The sequence below is a fragment of the Lentzea sp. JNUCC 0626 genome (assembly GCF_043632865.1).
GTDB lineage: Bacteria > Actinomycetota > Actinomycetes > Mycobacteriales > Pseudonocardiaceae > Lentzea.
On sequence record NZ_CP171635.1, the window covers coordinates 4,432,721 to 4,455,159 of the forward strand.

General features: G+C 68.8%; 18 protein-coding genes and 1 pseudogene. 10 read left to right on the forward strand and 9 right to left on the reverse strand.

Annotated elements, in window-relative coordinates; all coding sequences use genetic code 11:
* Window positions 1–7 precede the first annotated feature (7 nt).
* The gene (locus JNUCC0626_RS19205; RefSeq protein WP_394621137.1) at window positions 8–1,639 is read left to right on the forward strand and encodes a serine/threonine-protein kinase; all 1,632 of its coding nucleotides are present in this window, start codon (window positions 8–10) and stop codon (window positions 1,637–1,639) included.
* Between the two features lie 53 nt (window positions 1,640–1,692).
* Complete coding sequence (locus tag JNUCC0626_RS19210; protein WP_394621138.1) at window positions 1,693–2,214, forward strand: hypothetical protein; 522 nt, start codon at window positions 1,693–1,695, stop codon at window positions 2,212–2,214.
* Window positions 2,215–2,221: 7 nt separating this feature from the next.
* On the opposite strand, the gene JNUCC0626_RS19215 is transcribed toward JNUCC0626_RS19210, so the two are convergent.
* From JNUCC0626_RS19215 to JNUCC0626_RS19230, 4 genes are read right to left on the reverse strand one after another with little or no spacing between them, the layout of a single operon-like run.
* Entirely contained in the window at window positions 2,222–4,234 is a 2,013-nt protein-coding gene (locus JNUCC0626_RS19215) for a transglutaminase domain-containing protein (protein WP_394621139.1), read from the reverse strand.
* Window positions 4,231–5,337: a DUF58 domain-containing protein gene (locus tag JNUCC0626_RS19220; protein WP_394621140.1), complete on the reverse strand. Its 1,107-nt coding sequence runs from the start codon at window positions 5,335–5,337 to the stop codon at window positions 4,231–4,233. The genes JNUCC0626_RS19215 and JNUCC0626_RS19220 overlap by 4 nt, the downstream gene beginning before the upstream one ends.
* Entirely contained in the window at window positions 5,334–6,299 is a 966-nt protein-coding gene (locus JNUCC0626_RS19225; protein WP_394621141.1) for an AAA family ATPase, read from the reverse strand. Before JNUCC0626_RS19225 ends, JNUCC0626_RS19220 begins: the two co-directional genes overlap by 4 nt.
* Window positions 6,296–8,371, reverse strand: a complete 2,076-nt coding sequence (locus tag JNUCC0626_RS19230; RefSeq protein ID WP_394621142.1) for a hypothetical protein — start codon at window positions 8,369–8,371, stop codon at window positions 6,296–6,298. Before JNUCC0626_RS19230 ends, JNUCC0626_RS19225 begins: the two co-directional genes overlap by 4 nt.
* A gap of 258 nt (window positions 8,372–8,629) precedes the next feature.
* Here JNUCC0626_RS19230 and JNUCC0626_RS19235 point away from each other — a divergent pair, with 258 nt between their 5' ends.
* Entirely contained in the window at window positions 8,630–9,283 is a 654-nt protein-coding gene (locus tag JNUCC0626_RS19235) for a hypothetical protein (protein WP_394621143.1), read from the forward strand.
* Window positions 9,284–9,462: 179 nt separating this feature from the next.
* Here the strand turns inward: JNUCC0626_RS19235 and JNUCC0626_RS19240 are convergent, their stop codons facing one another.
* Both JNUCC0626_RS19240 and JNUCC0626_RS19245 read right to left on the reverse strand, forming a co-directional pair.
* Window positions 9,463–10,134 carry a fibronectin type III domain-containing protein gene (locus tag JNUCC0626_RS19240; RefSeq protein WP_394621144.1) on the reverse strand — a complete coding sequence of 224 codons (672 nt, stop codon included), beginning with the start codon at window positions 10,132–10,134 and terminating at the stop codon, window positions 9,463–9,465.
* Entirely contained in the window at window positions 10,131–10,733 is a 603-nt protein-coding gene (locus JNUCC0626_RS19245; protein ID WP_394621145.1) for a hypothetical protein, read from the reverse strand. Before JNUCC0626_RS19245 ends, JNUCC0626_RS19240 begins: the two co-directional genes overlap by 4 nt.
* Window positions 10,734–10,813: 80 nt before the next feature.
* Here JNUCC0626_RS19245 and JNUCC0626_RS19250 point away from each other — a divergent pair, with 80 nt between their 5' ends.
* The gene (locus JNUCC0626_RS19250; RefSeq protein ID WP_394621146.1) at window positions 10,814–11,701 is read left to right on the forward strand and encodes a LysR family transcriptional regulator; all 888 of its coding nucleotides are present in this window, start codon (window positions 10,814–10,816) and stop codon (window positions 11,699–11,701) included.
* Here JNUCC0626_RS19250 and JNUCC0626_RS19255 read toward each other — a convergent pair.
* On the reverse strand, window positions 11,604–12,467 hold the full coding sequence (locus JNUCC0626_RS19255; protein ID WP_394621147.1) for an EamA family transporter: 864 nt from the start codon (window positions 12,465–12,467) through the stop codon (window positions 11,604–11,606). The genes JNUCC0626_RS19250 and JNUCC0626_RS19255 overlap by 98 nt on opposite strands.
* A 93-nt stretch (window positions 12,468–12,560) precedes the next feature.
* Between JNUCC0626_RS19255 and JNUCC0626_RS19260 the strand changes: the two genes are divergently transcribed.
* Complete coding sequence (locus tag JNUCC0626_RS19260) at window positions 12,561–13,469, forward strand: RluA family pseudouridine synthase (protein ID WP_394621148.1); 909 nt, start codon at window positions 12,561–12,563, stop codon at window positions 13,467–13,469.
* On the opposite strand, the gene JNUCC0626_RS19265 is transcribed toward JNUCC0626_RS19260, so the two are convergent.
* Complete coding sequence (locus JNUCC0626_RS19265) at window positions 13,464–14,357, reverse strand: phosphotransferase (protein ID WP_394621149.1); 894 nt, start codon at window positions 14,355–14,357, stop codon at window positions 13,464–13,466. The genes JNUCC0626_RS19260 and JNUCC0626_RS19265 overlap by 6 nt on opposite strands.
* A 124-nt stretch (window positions 14,358–14,481) precedes the next feature.
* Between JNUCC0626_RS19265 and JNUCC0626_RS19270 the strand changes: the two are divergent.
* Window positions 14,482–15,378 (forward strand): annotated as a pseudogene (locus JNUCC0626_RS19270) (acyltransferase family protein); the annotation flags it as partial.
* 64 nt (window positions 15,379–15,442) lie between these two features.
* On the opposite strand, the gene JNUCC0626_RS19275 reads toward JNUCC0626_RS19270, so the two are convergent.
* The gene (locus JNUCC0626_RS19275; RefSeq protein ID WP_394622063.1) at window positions 15,443–18,649 is read right to left on the reverse strand and encodes a GH92 family glycosyl hydrolase; all 3,207 of its coding nucleotides are present in this window, start codon (window positions 18,647–18,649) and stop codon (window positions 15,443–15,445) included.
* Between the two features lie 41 nt (window positions 18,650–18,690).
* On the opposite strand from JNUCC0626_RS19275, the gene JNUCC0626_RS19280 reads away from it, so the two are divergent.
* From JNUCC0626_RS19280 to JNUCC0626_RS19295, 4 genes are all read left to right on the forward strand, one after another.
* Window positions 18,691–19,953: a BNR-4 repeat-containing protein gene (locus JNUCC0626_RS19280; protein WP_394621150.1), complete on the forward strand. Its 1,263-nt coding sequence runs from the start codon at window positions 18,691–18,693 to the stop codon at window positions 19,951–19,953.
* Window positions 19,954–19,993: 40 nt separating this feature from the next.
* Window positions 19,994–20,377 (forward strand): VOC family protein, encoded by a 384-nt coding sequence (locus JNUCC0626_RS19285; protein WP_394621151.1) that lies wholly within the window; start codon window positions 19,994–19,996, stop codon window positions 20,375–20,377.
* A gap of 120 nt (window positions 20,378–20,497) precedes the next feature.
* Complete coding sequence (locus JNUCC0626_RS19290; protein ID WP_394621152.1) at window positions 20,498–21,190, forward strand: chitinase; 693 nt, start codon at window positions 20,498–20,500, stop codon at window positions 21,188–21,190.
* A 209-nt stretch (window positions 21,191–21,399) separates the two neighbouring features.
* A complete protein-coding gene (locus tag JNUCC0626_RS19295) occupies window positions 21,400–22,425 on the forward strand; it encodes a glycoside hydrolase family 19 protein (RefSeq protein ID WP_394621153.1) in 1,026 nt (341 codons plus the stop codon).
* Window positions 22,426–22,439: the final 14 nt, after the last annotated feature.

Genomic DNA, 22,439 nt, shown 5'->3' on the forward strand with positions numbered 1-22,439 from the left:
TCCGCTGGTGGAAGACGATCTGATGGCCTGGGCCCCCGCTCCGGGGGCCGCTCCGGCGACCGGGATCGCGTTGCCCGGGTTCAGCAACTTCCGCGTGATCGCGCAGGGCGGCGAGGGCACGATCTACCGGGCGCGGCAGGACGGCCTCGGCCGTGACGTCGCGGTCAAGGTCCTGCAGGTGACGGATCCGGCCACGGTGGCGCGGTTCCGCCGCGAACTCGCCATCACCGTCGAACTGGGCCGCCAGCACCCCCACATCGTCACGGTGCTCGACACCGGCACGGTGCCGGACGGCCGCCCGTGCATCGTCATGGAGTTCTACGAGCGCGGGTCGCTGTACGACCGGTTGCGCGCCATGGGGCCGTTGCCGGTCGCCGACGTCGTGGCGGCGGGTGTCGCGGTGGCGGACGCGCTGGCGTTCGCGCACGGCCAGGGCATCCTGCACCGGGATGTGAAGCCGCAGAACGTCCTGGTCCTCCCGACTTCCTACGTGCTGGCCGATTTCGGCATCGCCCGGGGCGCCGACGCGGGGCATTCCGCGTCACTGCAGATGATCAGCTACCGGCACGCTGCGCCGCAGATGCTGGAGGGCGCCGCGCCGTCGTTCGCGGACGACCTCTGGTCGCTCGGCTCGACGCTGTTCACGTTGCTGGAGGGCAAGCCCCCGTTCGCCTCGGACAACCCGGACGAGGACACGATGCTGTCCTACATCGGGCGGGTGAGCAGTGCCGAACCTCGTGCGCTGACCCGGTTCGACGTGCCGGCGTGGCTGGTCGCGGTGATCAACCGCTGTCTGCGCAAGGACCGCGCCGAACGCCACGGGTCGGCGTTGGAACTGCGGGACGCCCTGATGGCGGCCAACTCCGGCACCGCACTGTCCTCTGTGGACCCCGACGCGACGGCGATGCTGGGCGAGCGCCCGGACTTCTACCCGGAGGGCCCGACGGAGGCGCCGGGGTTCGGCCCGCGCGGCTTCCAGCCCGAACCCGAGCGGGCACCGGAACCCGAACCGGAGCCCGACGACTCGTGGCGCGGCCGGTTGGAAGACCTGACGTACCGGCAGCACGACCTGGCCCCGCCGCCTCCGCCGCAGCCGCGCCAGGTACCGCAGTTGCCGAACATCCAGCTGCCGGCCGTGCCGCCGTTGACCGCGGACCTGCCCGTCGAACCGATGACAGGTCCGGTCCGCAAGAGCAAACGCGGTGGTGTGCTGGCGTTGCTGGCCGTGATCGCGGTGACCGGCGGGCTCGCTGCGGGCATCTTCCTCAACCGCGGTGACGGTCAGCAGGCCCAGGCGCCCGTGACGACCACGACCACGCTCCCGGTGCCGACGTCGGACTCGGCCGACCTGGGGCCGTCGCCGAACACCGATCCCCGGTTCGTGCCGGTGCTCAAACGCGCCGAGTACCAGGGCAAGGCGATCGAACTGGAGTGGAGCGACCCGAGCGACGGCCAGGCCGACTTCGTGGTGATCGACGTGACGGCCGAGCAGGGGAACGCTCTCGCGCGCGTGACCGGTGGCGGCACGAAGTACGTCATCGAGGACGGTGGCGGCGACCGGCGGTGTTTCCAGATCGCGGCGTTCGGCTACAGCGGTGAGCGCGGCAGCTCGGCAAAGGTCTGTGCCAACAAGAACTGAACGTTCTGGCCCCCTTGTTGTTGCGGGCGCACGAACTGGCGTACGGTCCCCCGGTGCAAAGCGCTCGTTATGCCGGCCCACCGATGTTCGCTCGTGGACGAAAGCGCCGCACACTCGTTCTGCTGGCGGTGGTTCCGCTCGTCGTCGGCATCGGGATCGGTGTGCTGATCGGCGGCAACCTCCAGTCGCAGTCCACCCAGAACACCGGTGCCACACCGACGTCACCCGCTGTGCCCGATCAGCTCGAATACACGGACATGCCGTGCGATCCCGGTTCGTCCGTTCTCGTCCTGCACTCGCTGGAGGGCGCGATGCGGGAGTCGGACGTCCGCGTGCTGCTCGACTACGAGACGATGTGGGTGCAGCATCGTGAGAGCGCGAACCCGGCGCTGGTCGGCCAGACCGCGCAACTGAGTCGGCGCGACGACGTGTGCCCGGTGATCGTGCCCGAGGACCCGCGCTTCACCCAGTTCATCTGGCTCGGCCCGTTCCCCTCGGACACCGCGCCGGCGTTGTGCGAGGCGCTGCTCAAGGTGACCGGCAGGAACTGCATTCCGGCGCAGGTCGTCCGCTAGTCGTTCGCTAGCGCCGGAACAACGGCCTCGGGTCGACCGACCACACCAGCTTGCGCCACCAGGAAGCCTTGCGCCGCACCGCTTTCTTCACCTGCCGGGCGAGCCGCCAGCTGTGCTCGTCCGGCGCGGGCTGAGGCGCGAACGCGGCCTGGTCGACCACGACCGCGAGCCGTGCGCCCGCTTCTCCCCACTCGCGCCCGACGTCCGGGACGGTGCGGCTGGGTTTCGGCTTCAGCCCGGCGAGCTGCAACGCGTCGAGCACCTCGTTCCACGCTCCCACCGGCCCGGCCGCGCGGAGTCTCACGCGCCGTGACGTGCGGGCGACGTAGAGCGCGAACAGCAGCACGATCGGCGTGAACACCCACAACGGGAACGACTTCGGCGCCGGCTGCGCCGCCACCGCGTCACCCGCGACGGCACTCGGCTGCACCAGCGGCGGCACCGACGCGAGCGAGGTCGGCGTGGGCTTCGCGGTGGTGGACGCGAGCCGGTTCAGCACCTCGCGCTTCGACGCGGCGCTCGGCCCGCTTCCGTTGCCGGACACGGGATCGAACGCCACCCAGCCCCACCCGCTGAAGTACACCTCCGGCCACGCGGTGGCGTCCGCGGCACGCACGATGCGTTCGCCGTTCTGCTCGGGCACCGGCTGGAACCCGACCACCACCCGCGTCGGCAACCCGACGGCCCGCGCGAGCACCGCGTAGGCCGACGCGAACTGCTCGGCTGTGCCGGCGTTCGCCCCGGATTCGCCTTCCGCGCCGAACAGGAACGTCTCCAGCCGCGCGTACGACGACCCGACCGGCGCCTCCGCGTCCGGCCTGCGGTTGAGCCGCACGACCTGTTCCAGCGCAACGGCCTTCTCGTACGGCGTGCGTGCGTTCTGCGTGGCCTGCCGCGCGTAGTCCGCCAACGTGAACGGCAACCGCGGCAACGCCGTGTACTTGGTGACGTCGACGGGCACCTGCGCCTCGGCGAGGTCGTTGTCCGCAGGTGTCTCCACCACCCCGCGCACCGTGTAGCTCAACCCGGTCTTCAGCCCGTCCGCCACCACGAGCGACCCGGTGTCCGGATCCACCATGGCGTTGCTCAACGACACCGCCTGCGGCTTCCCGACCCCCGGCAACCACTCCCCCTGCAACCCGGTGATCTGCAGGTCCACACTCGCGTCCTGGAACTTCCCGCCCAACGGCAGATCCGGCGCCTCCACGACACCGAGCGGCCCGTAGGTAGAGGCCGCCTCCCACGAGGCCCCGGAGTACCGGCTCAACGTCACCAGCCGCACCGGCACCTCGGGCCCGCGCATCCGGAACAACTCGGCCTCCCCCTGCGCCGCCCACGAGGCCAGCTGCGGCAAGGGATTCGAGATGGCGATGTCGGTCACCGGCGGCGTCACGAGCTTGCGCGGCTCGAACCCGTTGGTGGGCAACACGAACGCCAGCAAAGTCAAGGCCGCCAACGTGGTCGCCAACACCGCGGGCGGCACCACGGGCCCACGCCGGTCGATGATCAGCCAGCCCAGCGCCAGCACCACCACCAACGTCAGCGCCACCAGCCCGTAGCTGTCCGCCCGCCCCGTCGTCAGCAACGCGGCCGCCACGTACAGGGTGGCGGCACCGAGAGCGGGCACGAACAACGCCGTCCCGCGCTTGGTCACCGACAACACCGCGCCGGTGGAGATGCCGATGATGAGCAACAGACCCGGTACCAGCAACTCCGGTGTGGCGGGGGCGGGCCGGGCGGCGGTGAGCAGCCGGGGCACGGTGTCGAGCAGGACCCACGTGGGGTCGCGGTCAGGGGACGCGCCGCGAGCCAGGAAGAAGCCGCCGGTCATCGCGACGACCATCACGGCCAGGGCGGCGAGACCCGCCGGGACGAACTTCTTGAGCAGCAGAGCCAGGAAACCAGAGAAGGCGGCGAGTCCGAAGTAGACGAACGCGCCGTCCCAGGCCTGGGCCAGTTGCAGGGAACCGACGAGCAGCAGTGCGGACACCCACGCGAACTTCATCACTTCGCGCTTCACCGCGACACCACCGCGTTCCACGAGTCCACCAGGTCCTCGGCCCTGGCCCCGCTGATCACCAGCACGGACCCGGCAGCGCTCACCGGCTTCTTCTCGTCCACCACCAGCAAGGTCCCGAACGCCGCCCGCCCCGCCTCCAGCACCAGAGCCGGCACCGTCCGCCCGCTGATCACCGCGACCACGTCGAGGTCCCGCACCGGCACGGTCGGGCGGCCGTCCACGTCCTGCAGCTCCAGGTCCGCCAGGGCCGACAGGATCGGCGCCGAGTCCTGCTGTTCCTCCAGGTCCGTGCTGCCCGACGAGGTCAGCAGCCGCACCGGGTGCCCCTGCTCAAGAGCCGAGGTGATCAGAGATGCCGCCACCTCGACGGCTTCCTCGAAGCGTTGCGGGTCGTCATAAGAAGAGGCGCTGTCGTCCAGCAGCACGGCCAGGTGCGGGCGGGCCGGGTCGGCGTCCTCGCGGATCATCAGCGTGCCGGTGCGGGCGGACGTCGCCCAGTGCAGGCGGCGCAGGTCGTCGCCCGGCACGTACTCGCGCAGGCCCACCAGGTCCGTGCCGCCGCGCTCCACTCGTTCGTCGGCTCCCACCTGGCCTCGGCGGGCTCCGGAGGGCAGGCCCCGGACCGGGAGGACGCGCGGGATCACACGCACCTGGACCACCTCGCCCAGCACCGTGCGGGCCTGGGCCAGACCGGCGAGTCCCTTGCGGCGCAACGTCAGCGGGCCCACGTCGAACACGCCTCGGCGTTCGGTCGGGATCGCGTAGTCGGCCGCCTCCACCACGCCGGGCTTGAGCAGCGGCACGTCCACGTCCATGGCGGCACCCGCCACCATGTCCACCGCGTCCAGCGCCACGGGCCAGCGGCCCGACGACGAGAGTTCGAGGCGGCCGGTGCAGCGGGCCAGGCGTGGCACGGTGCGAGGGCGGACCGTGCGGGACACCGTCAGGGGTGAGGCCACCAGGACGGAGATGATCGAGGCGATCACCAGTGCGGTCAGGGCCAGGCCGAACGCCGCCATGCCCGCGTAGCGCCACCACAGGCCCACCCCGAGCATGAGCAGGCCCAGCACCGCCGTTCCGGTGCCGCGCGCGGTGAGTCTCATTGCGCGGCGGGCTTGGGCACCGGCACACGGGAGAGCACGTCTGCCAGCACTTCCGACGTCGTCACGCCCGACAGCACGCTCTCGCGCGTGAGCACCAGGCGGTGCGCCAGCACGGGGTCGGCGATGTCCTGGACGTCCTGCGGCACCACGAAGTGCCTGCCCTTGGACGCCGCGTACACCTGCGCGCACCGCACCAAAGTCCGCAGACCACGCGTCGAGGTGCCCAGACGCAGGCGCTCGTCGGAGCGGGTGCCCACGCCCAGAGCCGAGATGTACTGCAGGATCGGGTCGGCCACGTGCAGCAGGGACAGGCGTGCGCTGAACGAGCTGACCTCGCGCGGTGACGACACCGTGCGCACGTCGGCGATCCTGCCCGCGCCGCTGCCCGGACGCAGCACGTCCAGCTCGTCCTCGACCGACGGGTAGCCGATCGAAGTGCGCAGCATGAACCTGTCGAGCTGCGCCTCGGGCAGGCGGTAGGTGCCGTCGAGGTCGATCGGGTTCTGCGTCGCCACCACGAGGAACGGGTCGGGCACCGTGTGCCCGATGCCGTCGATCGTGACCGTGCGCTCCTCCATGACCTCGAGCAACGCGGACTGCGTCTTCGCGGCCGCGCGGTTGATCTCGTCCGCCAGCACGATGTTCGCGAACACCGGGCCCGGCCGGAACCGGATCTGACCCGTCTGCGGGTCGTAGACCGACGTGCCGGTCACGTCCGACGGCAGCAGGTCCGGCGTGAACTGCACGCGCCGCGACACCCCGCCCAGCGCGCCCGCGACGGCACGGGCCAGCGTCGTCTTGCCCGTGCCCGGCACGTCCTCCAGGAGCACGTGGCCGCCCGCGAACATGGCCACCAGCACCAGGTCGACCACGTCGCGCTTGCCGCGCACCGCGCCCTCGACCGCGTCGCCGAGCCGCGTGTGCAGGTCGCGGAAGGCGGAAACCTCACCGGTGTCGATCACTTGTCCTCATCTCCACGGCGAGTACCGACGCGCAACAGGAACGCGCACGCCAGCAGACCCAGGCCGCCCACGCCCATCGGCGCGGTCCCGGCCCCTGCGGGCGCCATCTTCGGGATGCAGCCCGGCTTGCCCTGGCACTCGTCCAGGATGTAGCTCGCGTTCTTGCCCGCCGACTCGACCTGACCGCCACCCGTCGCCGCGTAGGCGCGCACGACGATGCGGTTCGGCCCTTCCTCCAACGAGATCCGCGCGGTCGTCGCGTTGCACGGGATGCCCACCGCGTACTCCCACGTGGTGTTCACGACCTCGCACCGGCCGGTGTGGTTCGCCCAGTCAGCGGGCGGAGCCATGTTCACCGTGCGCGTCGGAATGCGCGGCCCACCGATGATCGACGTGATCACCGCGGCACCCGCCGAAGGCAGCGAGGGCGGGGGTGGCGGGGGCGTCGTGGTCGTCACCGGGGGTGGCGGCTCGGTGGTCGGCGGAGGCGTGTTGGGAGGCGGAGTGTTCGGGGGCGGGGTGTTGGGCGGAGGCGTGTTCGGCGGCGGCGACACCGTGAACGCGCCCATGCCCGCGGCACCGGCGGTCGACGCCGTGGAGGCGCGCACCGTCACGTCCAGGCGCCCACCGGAGCAGAAAGTCGTTCCCGCACAAGGCACCGAAAGGTCGGCGGACGTCGCGGCCGTCTGCGCGGACACCGACCCACCGCTGAACGATCCGGACCCGGCCACGGTGTACCCGACGATCGGCTCGGCCGACTGCGCCGCACTCCAGCTCACCGTCACGACGAGGGCGGACGCGGTGCGCGACTTCTCCCGCACCGTCACGCCGGCGGGTGCACCAGGAGCCGCACCACCGACCGAAGGCGGGGGCGACTGCGGCGTGGACGACGTTCCCGTCTCCGGCGGGGTGCCGTTGCCGGTGTTGCCAGGGTTGCGCGGCGGCTTCTGCGGCTCGTTCGGGTTCGGCGGCGGAGGCGGCGGCACCGACGGCGGCGGCGAGCGGTCCGGGTCCTTCACCGGCAGCTCGGGGCTGCGGATCGTCAACGACCGGGTCGCGCCGTCGGCGTCCACCAGGACACCGGTCGACGACCCCGGCACGTTCACGAACAACCGGCCGTCGTCGAACACCAGCTCGGGGTCGGCCCCGCCGGACGTCCGCACGTCGTCGCCGCCGCGGCTGCCACCGCGATCCAGCACGACGACCTTGCCCGATCCCTTGCAGGGCACGTAGACCTTGTCGCGGAACACCGCGGGACGCCCCGGCTTCGGGCACCCCATGGCACCGACGTCGACGCGCAGGACCTCACGCCCGACGACCAGCACCACGGTCGAGGACGAAGGAACCGACGCGGGCACCAGGTCGAGCGGCGAGGTCTGGGCGGCGATCACCTCGGCGTCCGAGCGGTCCGTCGACGAGTCGACGTCCTCCCCCGTGCCGTCGCGCACCACGACACCGCCGTCGAGACCGATCAGCGTCACGCCCTGGTCGTGCGGCACCAGAACAGTGCGCGGCCCGGCACCCGTGACCTGCCGCTGCGACCGTTCCTGGAACCGCTCGTCACCATCCGACCAGTCCAGCGACCTCAACGTGCCGCCGTGATCGACCAGCCACAGCACTCCGCGCTCGTCCACGACGGCGTCGGCCAACGGCTGCCCGGCCTGCCACGTCTGTCCGACGTCGGCCAGGGTCAAAGGGTCGGCGGTGTGCACCGTGCCGGCCGCGCGGTCGACGACGAACACCATCCCGTTCGCCACCAGCACCTTGCTCGACGCACCGGGCGGTGCCTGCCGGCGGCCGGAGGCGAGCAACGTGGCCAGGTCGATGACCGTGATCTCGCCGGTGCGGCGGTTCAGCACGATCAACCGGCCGTCTTCCTGAGCGATCTCCAGCTGCGAGTCGGGCCCGCTGACCTGCAACCGGGTCTGCGGCCTGCCCGACACGGGGTTGACCTGCACGACCTCACCGCGCTGGTCGTCTCCCAGCCAGGTGAGCCCGTCCGACACCGCGACCGACGTCCGGGAGATGCCCTGCCCGAGCGCGGCGCCCGCGAGCACCAGCACGCCGAGCAACGCCGCGACGAAACTCGCCGACTCCCGCCCTCCACCGGAGATAATGCGTCTGATCCGGTGCCACCACGACATAAAGCGCCCTCCCTCGCCGCCGGGGATGCTAACCCTCGACTCTGACAACTTCGGACCGGCTCCGGTTCCCGGTTCGGCCCGTCAGCCGCTTGGCAGACATCAGAAACGGTAATCAGAAGGTCTGACAGTTTTGAAAACCGAATGGCGTTCCCCCAAACCGACCAACGCGTAAGGCAGAGTGGACGCATGGAAATCCCCGGCATGGGACTTGCCAAGCAGGCGCTCAACACCGCGCTCGACACGACAGCGGCCGTGGCGGCCGTCCCGAGCCGCGTGCTCGACCTGATCGGCGAGGTCGAACAGCTCGTGCGCAAGGTCAGCAGCACCATCGACGCCGTCGACGGCATCGTCGTGAAGGCGGACGCACTGGTCGACCGCACGGCCAACGTGGTCGCCGACGCCGAGAAGGCCGTGGACGAGGTCCGCGCGATCACCGCGAGCGCCGCCGACGTCTCCGAACGGGCCGCGCAGGTCGTCGTCACGGCGGACCAGACCGCCCACACGGCCAACGAGCTGATCGGCATCTACGAGCCGCTCGCGAAGAAGGCCCAGCCGCTCGCGCAGCGGTTCGTCGACGAGCTCTCCCCGCACGAGGTCGAGGCCGCGATCAAGCTCGTGGACGAGCTGCCGGTCCTCACCGAGCACCTGACCAGCGACATCCTCCCGATCCTCGCCACCCTCGACAAGGTCGGCCCCGAGGTCCACCAGCTGCTCGAGGTCACCAGCGACATGCGCCAGGCGATCCTCGGCATCCCCGGTTTCGGGTTCATGCGCCGCCGCGGCGAGAAAAAAGAAGAAAAAGAGGAAGAAGAAGGTGTGAAGGCGGTCGAGAACGGGTAACCGGGCCGCCATGACGGCCCGCCTGCACGACACCCAACTGACCTGGTGGCTCATCAGCAGCGTGTTCGGACTCCTGTCCGCGACGAACGTCCTGCTGGCGCTCACCGAACGCGCGACCTGGCCCTACGCGCTCGCGGCGTTACTTCTCGCCGCGAGCGCGTGGAGTGCCAAACAGGCGCTCAGACCTTCCCCGTCGTCTGATGAGTCAGGTTCGACGGAGCCCCGAACCGAAACGCCCGCACCCGATAGGTCGCGGTTTTCTCGTCTGGAAGTGTGATCACCCCGTACGAGGTGGTGTCCGGGTCGAGTTGCACGGCGACGCGGTAGTCCGCCGCGCCGGCCGGTTTGACCTCGATCAGGTAGCCGTCCTCGTCCGCCGCCCGGTCCTCCCACGTGAAGAGGATCCCGTTGGCGTGCTTGACCTCCGCCCTCAGTCCGGCCGCGGCCGACTCGGGCGACGACACGGCGTGCGTGCCCCCGCCGCCCTTGACGGCAGCCGTCCAGTCCGGCCCCTCGATCTCCGGCACCTCGTCACCCGGAGGCAACGTGACGTCCACAGTGGCCGACGGAGGCCCCGTGAACGGCCGGACCCGGTAGTAGAACTGGGTTTCCGGGATCAGGTCAGGGTGTTTGTAGGTGTCGCGGGACGAGGGACTGAACTCCAGGATCGTGTACTCGCCGTCCGCCGCGTTCGCGTACTCGACGACCTGTCCGGCCGCCCCCGCCTCTGGACGCCAGTGCAGCGTCACGTCCACGGGCGAGGTCAGCTCGGACGTCAGCACGGGGTCCTGCTGTTCTTGGCCGCAGGCAGCCAAGAACAGCAGGAGCACCAAACCGAAGCGCTTGATCACTTGCGCCAGAAGCGGACGTTGCTCCAGACGACCGTGGCAGGTCCCTGGCCGCTGGACGTCCGGTAGGCGCCGAACTTGTCGTAGAAGCTCGAACCCGAACTCGCGTAGGTGTGCGCACGCGAGCCGTTGATGTACGTGCGGTGTTCCGTGGCCGTGTTGTGCACGGTGTTCACGCGAACAGTCGCCCCCACGGTCGCGCCGGTGGCGATGGTGGCGCCCCCGTGCACGGCGTAGAGCCGGCCGCCGCGTTCCACGGCGAGCATCCAGAACGGTCCCGCGCTGGGAGCTTCCCGGAACGTCTGCTTGAGACTGATGCGGGTGCCGCCGAGACTCGTGATCCGGAAGCTCCCCTCGAACTGGCGCGTGCCGCCGGTGTAAGTGGCGTAACGCCGCTCGGCACGCTGGTCACCGCTCGCGGTGGAGCAGGTGAGCTGGAACGTCAGGTTGTTGACGTTGCCACAGCCGCGTTCCTGAACGGTGAACGACGGCGAGTAGCTGGTCCACGGACCCGTCTCGACCTGAGCCTGTGCCGGAGAGACCGACACGAGCAGACCGGTCGCCAGAGCGATCCCCGCGGCGATGCGGAGTCGTTTGGACATACCGATACCTCCTCAAAACGTGCTGAGGGCAGCACGTTCTCTCAGGGGGCGGTAGCCGGAGACTAGCGGATACTGATCGAATGTTCGACCTCCACCGTCTGCGACTTCTGCGCGAACTTTCCCAAAGGGGGACGCTCGCCGCGGTCGCGCAGGCGTTGAACTACAGCCCGTCGTCGGTCTCGCAGCAGCTCTCCCTGCTGGAGACCGAGGTCGGGGTGCCGTTGCTGGAACCGGTCGGCCGGCGGGTCAAGCTCACCCCGCAGGCCGAAATTCTGGTGCGGCACACCGAAGAGGTGCTCGCCCGGCTGGACCAGGCCGAGTCGGAGGTCGCCGCGTCGCTGCACGAGATCACCGGCACGCTGCGCGTGGCGACGTTCCAGACCGCGGCGCTCGCGTTGATCCCGGCGACGTTGGCACGCATGAGAGATGAGCATCCGTCACTTCGGATCGAGTTCCAGGTGCTCGACCCCGCGGAAGCGCTCTCCGCGTTGCACGCCAGGGACTTCGACCTCGTCTTCGTGGAGGAGTGGCCGGACCAGCCGGAGGCGCGCCTGCCCGGCCTCGAGTACCGGGAACTGACCCGGGACCCGATCCGGTTGGCCGTCCCGCGCGGACTGCCGGTCGAGGAGATCGGCTCCCACCCGTGGATCATGGAGACCGAGGGCTTCCCGCAGCGGATCTTCAACGTGAACTGGTGCCGCCACAACGGGTTCGAGCCGGACGTGCGGTTCTCCTCGACCGACGTGCTGGTGAAGCTGCGGTTCGTGGAGCGGGGTCTCGCGGTCGCGCTGCTGCCCGACCTGGTCTGGTACGACCGCGAGATCACCGTCGACCTGCACGAGCTGCCGGTGCCGCAGTCCCGGCTGCTGTTCACTGCGGCACGGGCAGGACGAGGTCAGCATCCCGCTGTGCGGGCGTTTCGCGAGACTTTGGCACATTCCGTAGCGCCGCTCCGACCCCGGCCGTGATCACGAGCGCCATGCCGCACAACGAGATCACGCTCAGGTGCTGGCCGAGCAGCAACGCCCCGGCGAGCGCCGCCGCGGCCGGTTCCAGGGCCAGCACCACGCCGAACGTGCTGGCCTGCAACGTCTTCAGCGCGCGGATCTCCAGCGTGTACGGGATCGCGGACGCCAGCAGCGCCACCAGCGTGCCGAGCAACAGCATCTTGGGCTCGAACAACGCGGCCCCGGCCGTCGACAACCCGTACGGCAACGTCAGCGCCGCCGCGATCAGGCTCGCCCCCGCCAACCCACCGGTGCCGAGACCGGCCGTCGCGAGCTTGCGCCCGGCCAGCACGTAACAGGCCCAGAACACAGCCGCGATCAACGCCAGCGCCACACCGATCAGATCGAGCTTCGCGCCCGTGTACTCCCGCACGCCCAGGACGACGACGCCCGCGAGCGCCAACCCGACCCACACGAAGTCGCGGGCCCGCCTGCTGAGCACCGCCGCGAGCCCGAGCGGCCCGAGGAACTCGATCGTCACCGCGACGCCGAGCGGGATCCGGTCGAGCGCGAGGTAGAACGTGCCGTTCATGCCGGCCACGGTCATGCCGAGCACGAGGGTCTCCTGGCGGAACTTCGGCCGCACGACCACCGCGAGCATCAGCGCCGCGATGCCGAGCCTCAACGCCGTGGCGCCGGGCGCGCCGATCTGGCCGAAGAGCTGGTTCGCGAACGCCGCGCCGAACTGCAGTGAGATGACCGAGCCGAGGACGAGGAAGACCGACATGCGCTCAGTCTCAGGTCCGCGCTCCGTTCAGTACAGCGAACGTTTCCGAGCGATATCGTTCGGTTTTCCCGAACCTTTAGACTGACTGGTGCGATGAGACGCAAACCCTCCTCCCCTCTCCCCCAGCGCGCGGGCCTGGACGCGGCACGGCTGAAGCTGCCCTCCGAGGGCCCGTGGCTGTCGTTGCGCGACCACCTCGTGGAACGCCTGCCGCGCGTCGCCGCCGACCGCATCGACGAGATGCTGGCGGAGGAGCGGATCTGGGGCGTCTCCGGGCCGCTGGGCCTCGACACGCCGTTCGTGCCGGACTCCTACATCTGGTTCCACCGCGACCTGCCGGTCGAGGTGCCCGTGCCGTTCGAGGTCGGGGTGGTCTACCAGGACGACGACATCGTGGTCGCCGACAAGCCGCACTTCCTCGCGACGATCCCGCGTGGCCAGCACATCATGCAGACCGCGCTGGTGAAGCTGCGCGACTCGCTCGGGCTGCCGGACCTCTCGCCCGCGCACCGGCTGGACCGCGTCACGGCCGGACTGGTGCTGTTCGTCGTGCGCCGCGAGCTGCGCGGCAAGTACCAGACGATGTTCCGGGATCGCCTGGTGTCCAAGGAGTACGAGGCGATCGCGCCGTACGACCCGGAGCTGGAACTGCCCAGGGTCGTGCGGTCGCGGATCATCAAGGAACGCGGCATCATCACCGCGTTCGAGGTCGACGGCGAACCCAACGCAGAGACCCACGTGTCCCTTGTGGAGCATCGCGACGGACTCGGCCGCTACCACCTGAAGCCGGTGACCGGACGCACGCACCAGTTGCGGCTGCACATGTCCGGCCTCGGCGTGCCGATCGTCAACGACGACTTCTACCCCGTGTTGCAGGAGCGTCCGCTCGACGACTTCTCGTCGCCGTTGCAGCTGCTGGCCCGCACGTTGTCCTTTGTGGACCCCGTGTCGGGCGTGGGCCGGTCGTTCACCTCGGAACTGAAGCTCGCCGCCTGGTCATGAGATGTGCGTGCGGCGGGTGTCGATCGGCTGCGGCTCCCACACCTGGTTCATCCGGTCGAGCAACCGCCGGGCCAGCGCGCTCGTCTCGGGATGGGTCTCGGTGAACGTCGCCACGATCGCCGCGCGGAACATCAACCGGCCGCGCGCCGTCGTGCTGTACCAGAACCAGTCAGCCTCGACTGCCCGCGCGAGGTGGTCGGTGCCGTCCCGTTCGGCCCGCTGCACCAGCGCGTCGCCGTTCACGAACCACCGCACGCAGGCGTCCTCGAGCGGCGCGGTGAACCCGCGTTCCTCGAAGTACGCCGCTTCCGCCGCCTCCCGCAGCGCGCGGGGCGTCTCGGAGACGGTCGCGCAGGTCGGGAACCCGATGCGGAGGTAGACGACCTCGGCCAGGCCGTCGCCGAGCGCCGCGCCCTCGAAGTCGACGAACTTCGCGCCGTCGGGTGAGTACATGTCGTTGCCGGGGCAGGGATCGCCGTGCACGAGGTCGAACTTCCCGGTGTCCTCGAACACGAGTTCCTGCTCCGCGCCACCGATCTCGACGCCCAGCGCGTGCACGAACCGCAGGAACGGCTCGGGGTCCGGCACGGGCTGGCGCGGCAGCAGTCCGGCGTGCTCCGGTCCGGTGGCCTGGTGCAGCTTGGCCAGGCCGCGGGCGTAGGCGATCACCCAGTCCTCGCCGAACGGGTCCGAGCGCAGCCGTTCGAGCACCACGGTCCGCTGTTCGTGGTCGACCTCGATGATCCGCGGCACCACTCCGGTGTGCTGGGCGAGCCGCAGCGCGGTGATCTCCCGTTCGAACGCCACCAGGTCCCCCACCACCTGCTTGACGATCCGATCGCCGTCCGCCCAGACCCGCGACCGCACACCACTCTTCAGGCGTTCCATGCAAAACATCATATTCCATGTCCATAACGAATTCTGTAACAATGGACATGAACCACGCGAATCCACCGTCGTGCAGAATCAGGGGACGGAAGCGAAGCTGGGGCGTTTGCCTTCGCTGACCGGCATGAGATTCATCGCGGCGTTCATCGTGTTCGGATTCCACATCAACTCGGCCGGACTCTGGCCGTATCTGGACATACCGTTCCGTCAAGGCGCCACCGGGGTGAGTTTTTTCTTCATTTTGTCCGGTTTCGTGCTCACGTGGTCCGCGAAGCCGGACACCACCGCACGCACCTCGTGGCGCCGCCGAGCTGCGAAGATCTACCCCAACCACGTCGCCACCTGGCTACTGGTTCTATTGGTGGACGCAGTCACTCCGGGCACCGCGATCGCGAACTTCTCGCTGATCCAGGCGTGGTTTCCGGACGAGTCCGTCTACTTCAGCCTGAACACCCCGGCGTGGTCGCTCTCGTGCGAGATGGCGTTCTACCTCGCTTTTCCGCTGCTGATCAAGTGGCAGATGCGCACACCGTGGCTGATTGCAAGTGGAACGGTGCTCGCGATTTTGACAGTTCCGTTGATCGCGCTGTCAATGCCAGGCCCGCTCGAATACTGGTTCGTATTCGTGTTCCCGCCCGTGCGCGCGTTGGAGTTCCTGCTCGGCATCGCGATGGCGCGGGTCGTGCAGCAGGGCAGGTGGATCGGGCTCGGGTTGTGGCCCGCGACCGCGCTGTTCGCCGTCGCCTACGTCGGGTCGTGGTACCTGCCGGCGTCGTTCCTATACGTCGCGGGCACGGTCATCCCGCTGGCCCTGCTGATCCCGGCGGCCGCCGTCGCCGACCTGAGCGGCAAGTGGTCGCCGTGGCGGTCCAGGGCGATGGTGTGGCTCGGCACGGTGTCGTTCGCGTTCTACATGGTCCACCAGATCGTCATCCGGGTCGCCGAGAAGTTCCTCGACGTGCACGCGTTCCCGCTGGCCGCGGCGTTCGGCATGTTCGCGGTGTCGATGGTGGCCGCCTGGTTGCTGTACCGGGTGGTCGAGGTGCCCGCGGAACGGTTCCTGCGGGCACCCCGGCCAGCGCGGATCAGGCGAGCGTCAACGCGTACAGCTCCACCCGCGGATCGTTCGGCAGCGTCACCGAGCGGACCGTCTTCGCGGGGTCCAGCCGCAGCGACTGACCGAACAGCCGGACCGGCGGCCCGTCAACGCCCTGCCCTGCCTTGATGCGGTGCGGCATCTCGAGCACCGTCGGGCCGCCGCCCGCCCAGTCGGGCACGGTGGCGGCCACCTCGGCCGAGGTGCCGTCGGTGTACCAGACGGTGAACGCGGCGGACACCGGTCCGTTGTGCGACGAGCCCACGACGTGCAGCCACGAGAACTGGCCGGTGGGCAGCAACATGCCCTGGCCGCGTGCCTCCACGAAGTTCGGCGCCGTGCCCGTCGGATCCGGTGCCTGGTAGGTGATGCCGCCCCACGTCACGGGTCCGGCGGGCGGCAGCAGCGCGGCGTCGTAGCTCCAGCCGCCGCCGTCGAAGTTGCCCGCCGCCGAGTCCGCGACCGTGGCCGTGCCGTCGTGGTTGAGCTCCGGCGTCACGTCCACCGAACACGTCGAGAACGCGCACAGGGCCGCCGGTTTGACCTCGACGACGGCCTTCAGCGTCGTCTCCCCGACCTTCACCGAGACGTCGTAGCTGCCGGGAGCCACCCCGGCGGGCACGGTGAACGTCAGCGGCACCGTCTTCTGCGTCGGCTGGTGCCTCGACACGATCACGAACGGCTTGGCACCGCTCACCTTCCAGCCCGCCGGTGCGGTCACCTCCGGCCGCACCGAGGTGGCGGCCGGCGACTGCGCCAGCACGTCGAGCTGCACGGTCAGCGACTGCGCGGTCTCCGAGGTCGGCAGCACGATCTCGGTGCTGCGCAACGAGGCCGACAACGCCCGGCGCGAGTCCGGGTTGCCGTCGTTGAGCGACGGCGGGGCGTCGGACCGTCCGGTGCCCCACGACGACGGCTTCGAGCCCACCTCGTGGGTGAGGTTTCCACCGCGCTGCAACGAGGTCCACGACAGCCAGGTCTTGCGGACGTCCCGGCCGCCGAACGACACGTTCTTGATGTACCGGTTGGTGTCCGAAACGCCACGCGCCGAGACGTTCAGGACACCGCCCTGCGTGCCGTACTGTCCGATTCGGACGGTCGCGGTCTCGAACTGCGGCGACGACAGGGCGAGGAAGTCCGCGCCGTTGAACGTCGGGTAGAGCCCCAGCGACGAGAAGACGTACCAGGCCGACATCGTGCCCAGGTCGTCGTTGCCGGTCATGCCGTCCGGACCGGTGGTGAACAACGTCATCGCCGCCCGCACGACCGTCGCGGTCTTCGACGGCGTGCCCGCCCACAGGTACATGTACGGCGCGAGCAGGTCCGGTTCGTTGTTCGGGTTGTAGGTCGGCTTGCCGTAGTAGTCGTACGGCTCGGTGATCCAGTCGCGCTTCGCGGTACCGGCCGGGTCCATCAGCAGCTTGTCGTAGACGAAGAACGAGTCGAGCCGCTTCTCCGTCTCCTTGCGGCCACCCATCAACGACACCAGGCCGTCCGGGTCCTGCGGCACGAGCCACTGGTACTGGTAGGCGCCGCCCTCGTGGAACTGGTGCGCGGCGTCGACCGGGTTGTACGGCGAGAGCCAGGTGCCCGCGGCGGTGCGCGGCCGGAACTGGCCGATCGAGGAATCCCACAGGTTGCGGTACCACTGGCCGCGATCAGCGAACATCCTCGCGTCCGAACGCTTGCCGAGTCCCTTGGCCATCAGGGCGAGTGACGCGTCGGCCGCCGAGTACTCCAGGGTCGCGGACGCCGGGTGCACGCAGTCGTTGTCGCCGCCCTTGTGCGCGCAGTCCTTGCCTAGTTCGAGACCGGACGGGATGTAGCCGCGGTCCTGGTAGTAGGTGACACCCGACCGTCCGTTGTACGGCGATTCGGCCGGTGGCAACGACGTCGCGTTGGTGCGCAGAAGTTGGTACGTCTCTTCCTCGTACCCCTTCAGCAGCCCCTTCGACCAGGCCTCCACGAGGAACGGCGTGACCGGGTCACCCGTCATGATGTTGGTCTCGGACGACGCCAACGCCCAGCGCGGCAACCATCCCCCGTCCCGCCCACTGGCCACAACGGACAGTGCGACGTCCCGGGCCACCTTGGGTTCGAGGATCTGCAACAGCTGGTTCTGCGGCCGGTACGTGTCCCACAACGAGAAGTTCTGGTACGGCGTGTAACCCGAGGCCGTGCGCACCTGGCCGTCGAAGCCCATGTACTTGCCGTCGACGTCCCCGGCGAGGTTGGGGTGCAGCACCGAGTGGTAGAGCGCGGTGTAGAACGCGACCTGCCGGTCCCTCGTCCCGCCCGTGACTCTCACGGCGTCGAGCTGCTTCTTCCACACGTCCTTGGCAGCGCTGACGGTGGCGTCGAAGTCGAAGGCGGGAGCCTCCGCCGCGAGGTTCTTCCGCGCGCCCTCGATGCCGGTGTACGACAGGCCGAGCTTCAGCACGACGTCACGGTCGGCGGTCGCGTCGAACGTGACCCACGCGCCGTTCCCACCCGTGCCGGCCGCGTCCCGGACCCCCGCCGTCGGAACGCTCCCTCGCCACGCACCGAAGGAGGCGAACGGCCGGTCGAACGTCGCGGTGAAGTAGACGGTGTGCTCGTCCTTGCCCGCGCAGAACCGGCCGTTGCGCACCCGGCCCTCGATCGTGCGGTCACCGACGACGTGGATCTCCGAGTCCAGCACCGTCTGGTTCGACCGTCCGGTGTTGAACAGGACGTTCGCCGCGCCGCTCGAAGGGAACGTGTAGCGCTGCCACCCGGTCCGCTGCGTGGCCGTGAGCTCGGCGTTCACCCCGTACTTCGACAGCCCGACTCTGTAGTACCCGGGCTGGGCGGCCTCGTCCGAATGGCTGAACTCGGACTTGTAGGCGTTGATGTCAACGTTGTCGACGGACCCGACCGTGGGCATCACGGGCAGCTCGCCCATCACGCCGCAGCCGACGCCCGACAGGTGCGTCTGCGAGAATCCGTAGATCGAGTTCGCCTTGTAGTCGTACCCGCCCTGTCCTCCCGTGTCGGGGCTGACCTGCACCATTCCGAACGGCACCGAGGCGCCGGGGAACGTGTTGCCGAAGTTCTGCGTCCCCACGAAGGGGTTCACGAGGGACGAGGGATCTTCCTGCGCCTGTGCTGTCTGGGCAGGAACTGTTAAGGCCAGTAACAGTCCGACTACAACCAGTGTCCGCATGGAAGGCAGTATTGTCTGATCGTCGCCGCCCCGACACCCATCGGAGGTCGGCGATGCGCGTTTTCTTAGCGGTGTTGCTGATTCTTGTCGCATTTTGTCAGCCGGCGCAGGCCGCGCCCGCTCTCGACACGGTCACCACGGCGAGCGTCTACGGGTGCCTGCGCACCAACGGCGCGGGTGTGTACGACGCGACGGTCAACAAGACGTTCGTGACGTACTCGGGGACCCGGCACGACATCTACGTCAAGGCGTTCGACCACGGCGCGAACTCGTGGTCGGCGGCGGTCAAGGTCGCCACACTGAACCTCACGCACGACAACGCCTACCACGACTACCCGGTGCTGACGCAGCTCGGCGACGGCCGGCTCGCGATCTTCCGCGCCACGCACACGGCGTCGATGCAGCTCTACACCGCGCCGACCCCGCGCTCGATCACCGGCACGTGGTCCGCGCGGACGATCAGCACCGACAAGAACACCTACCCCGAGCCGATCGTCACGGGCAACACGATCCACCTCTTCTACAGCCACAACACTGATCTCTCGTACCCGTACCGCACGTTCAAGGTGATCAAGTCGACGGACAACGGTGCCACGTGGTCCGCGCCGCGCACGATCATCGATTCCGGCCGCACCGCCGACAAGTACTCCGAGGTGTACGCGTTCGGCGTGACGCAACGCAACGGCCGCATCTACCTGACCTGGTCGCTGCACGGCGGACCCAAGGGCCACAACGGAGGCGGCAAGAACATCTACGTCGCCTACTTCGACACGGCGTCCGGGAACCTGTTCACGGTCGGCGGCGCGTCACTCGGCACGGTGATCGACTCGGGTGACACCGACAAGACCCGGGTGGTGACCACGAGTCCGACGGACCTGCCCGCCGACAAGGCGTTGCCGGAGGAGAACCCCGTGACGGTGCCGTTGAACGACGGCTCGCTCGTGCTGGGCTACGGCGTGCACACCAGCACCACCAACCGGATCGTGCTCGCCCGGTTCGCCTCCGGCGCCTGGACCTCGACGACGGTGGACAGCTCCACGTCGTTGTTCAAGGACCTCGTCGCGACGGGCAACAGCGTCGACTTCTCCTATGCGAGCAAGGACCGCAAGCGGTTGCTGGTGAAGTCGTGGACGCCGGGCGGATCCGTTGTGGCGAAACACGATCTGACCGTTCCGTATGCGGCCGGCGCCGACACGACGTTCTACGCGAACTTCGTGGAGAACCGGCCGAGCGACCTCGTGGCCAACACGATCGACTACGAGACCCGCAAGACCAACCACACCGGGACCTGGCCGGTGTTCTCCATCCGGGGTTAATGGTGCTGCGCGGGCATGACACCTGCACTAGACAGGTGTCATGCCCGTACAGCTCAACCACACCATCGTCCACTGCTCCGACCAGAACGTCTCCGCCCACTTCCTGACCGAACTCCTCGGCCTGCCGGACGCCGTGCGCTTCGGCCCGTTCCTCGTCGTCGAGGTCGCGAACGGCGTGTCTCTCGACTACATGACCGCGTCCGGCCCGATCACCGGGCAGCACTACGCGTTCCTCGTGACCGAGGAGGAGTTCGACGAGATCTTCGGCCGCATCCAGGAACGCGGCCTCGACTTCTGGGCCGACCCGTTCCACTCCCAGCCCGGCCAGATCAACCGCAACGACGGTGGCCGCGGCGTCTACTGGAACGACCCGGACGGCCACGCCCTGGAGATCATCACCCGCCCGTACGGTTCCGGTTCCTGACGAACCGGTTCACGTATCTAAAAGGTATAGACCACCTCTTGTGCTCGGACTGTCAGGCCTGCCACCGTGAGAGCGGTAACACGCAGTGGCCGCCCTGACACTCCGAGGAGTTGGTCCCCCATGCTCAGGACCCGCGCCGCCGCCCTGCTCGTCGCGCTGATCGGCGTCTTCACGCTCGTTCAGCCGGCGACGGCGGCGCCCTACATCATCAGCGACGCCCAGTTCAACCAGATGTTCCCGTCGCGCAACAGCTTCTACACGCTCGCGGGTCTGCGCAACGCGATCAACTGGTCGGGCCGGTTCGCCAACGAGGGCAGCGACACGATCAAGAAGCAGGAGCTCGCGGCGTTCCTCGCCAACGTCTCGCACGAGACCGGCGGCCTGTACTACATCCGCGAGATCAACCAGAGCGGCGACTACTGCGACGAGTCGAAGCCCTACGGCTGCCCCGCGGGCACCCGGCAGTACTACGGCCGCGGCCCGATCCAGCTGTCGTGGAACTACAACTACAAGGCCGCGGGCGACTACCTCGGCATCTCCGACCTGTTGCAGCGGCCGGACCAGGTGGCCACCAACGCCACCACGGCGTGGAAGACCGCCATTTGGTACTGGATGACGCAGAACGGTCCTGGCACCATGACCCCGCACGCCGCGATGACCGGCTCGCGCGGCTTCGGCCAGACGATCCGCAGCATCAACGGTTCGCTGGAGTGCGGCGGCCGCAACCCGGGCGCGGTGGAGTCCCGCGTGTCGAAGTACCGCCAGTTCACCGGCATCATCGGCGTCGCCCAGGGGTCGAACCTCTACTGCTAGGAAATGAGAGCGCTCCCCCAGGTCGTTCGGCACCGCCTGGGGGAGCCTCTCTACTGTTAGTGATGAAAAAGGTCTAGACCCTTGACTGGTCTGGACCACCGGTGCCAATCTCAGCACTGTTCACATCCTTGATTCCTAGGGCGCGCAGACTCCAGGAGTGGGTGACCTTGCTGAAAAAACGCATCTTGGCGTCTATCGCGGCAGGTGTGATGGCGGCGACCGTGGCCGTCATCGCTCCGACCGCATCCTCACAGGCGGAAGTCTCCGCGCAGGCCTGCACGTTCACCGACTGGGTGCAGGGCGCGTGGTACACGACCGGCTCGATCGTGAGATTCGAAGGCAATTACTACGTCGCGGAGCACGACAACCCGGGCTACAGCCCGACGGTTTCCACCTGGTACTGGGAGCCGACGAGCTGTGACGGCGGTGGTGGAGGTGGCGGCGGCGGTACCTGCACCAGCGCCAGCGACTGGGTGGCGGGCCGTCAGTACTACACCGGCAACATCGTGCGGTACAACGGTTCCTACTACATCGCCGAGCACGACAACCCCGGCTACGACCCGACGGTCTCGACGTGGTTCTGGGAGCCGCACAACTGCGGTGGCGGCGGCGGAGGCGGCGGTGGCAACATCGTCTCCGAGGCCCAGTTCAACCAGATGTTCCCGGGCCGCAACAGCTTCTACACGTACCAGGGCTTCATCGACGCGACGAAGACGATTCCCGCGTTCGGCACGGTCGGCAGTGACACCGTGAAGAAGCAGGAGTTCGCGGCGTTCCTCGCGAACGCCTCGCACGAGACCGGTGGCCTCGTCTACATCGAAGAGATCAACAAGAACAACGACCTCTGCGACGAGAGCCAGCCCTACGGCTGCCCGGCCGGTACCTACGCCTACTACGGCCGCGGTCCGATCCAGCTGTCGTGGAACTTCAACTACAAGGCCGCGGGCGACTACCTCGGCCTGAACCTGCTGCAGAACCCGTACCAGGTGGCGCAGAACTCCACCACCGCGTGGCGCACGGCGATCTGGTACTGGATGACGCAGACCGGCCCCGGCTCCATGACCGCGCACAACGCGATGGTCAACAGCGCCGGCTTCGGTCAGACGATCCGCAGCATCAACGGTTCCCTGGAGTGCGACGGCCGCAACCCGGCGCAGGTCCAGAGCCGCGTGTCGAAGTACCAGCAGTTCACCGGCATCCTCGGCGTGACCCCTGGCGGCAACCTGTACTGCTAGTGGTCCTCCTGACT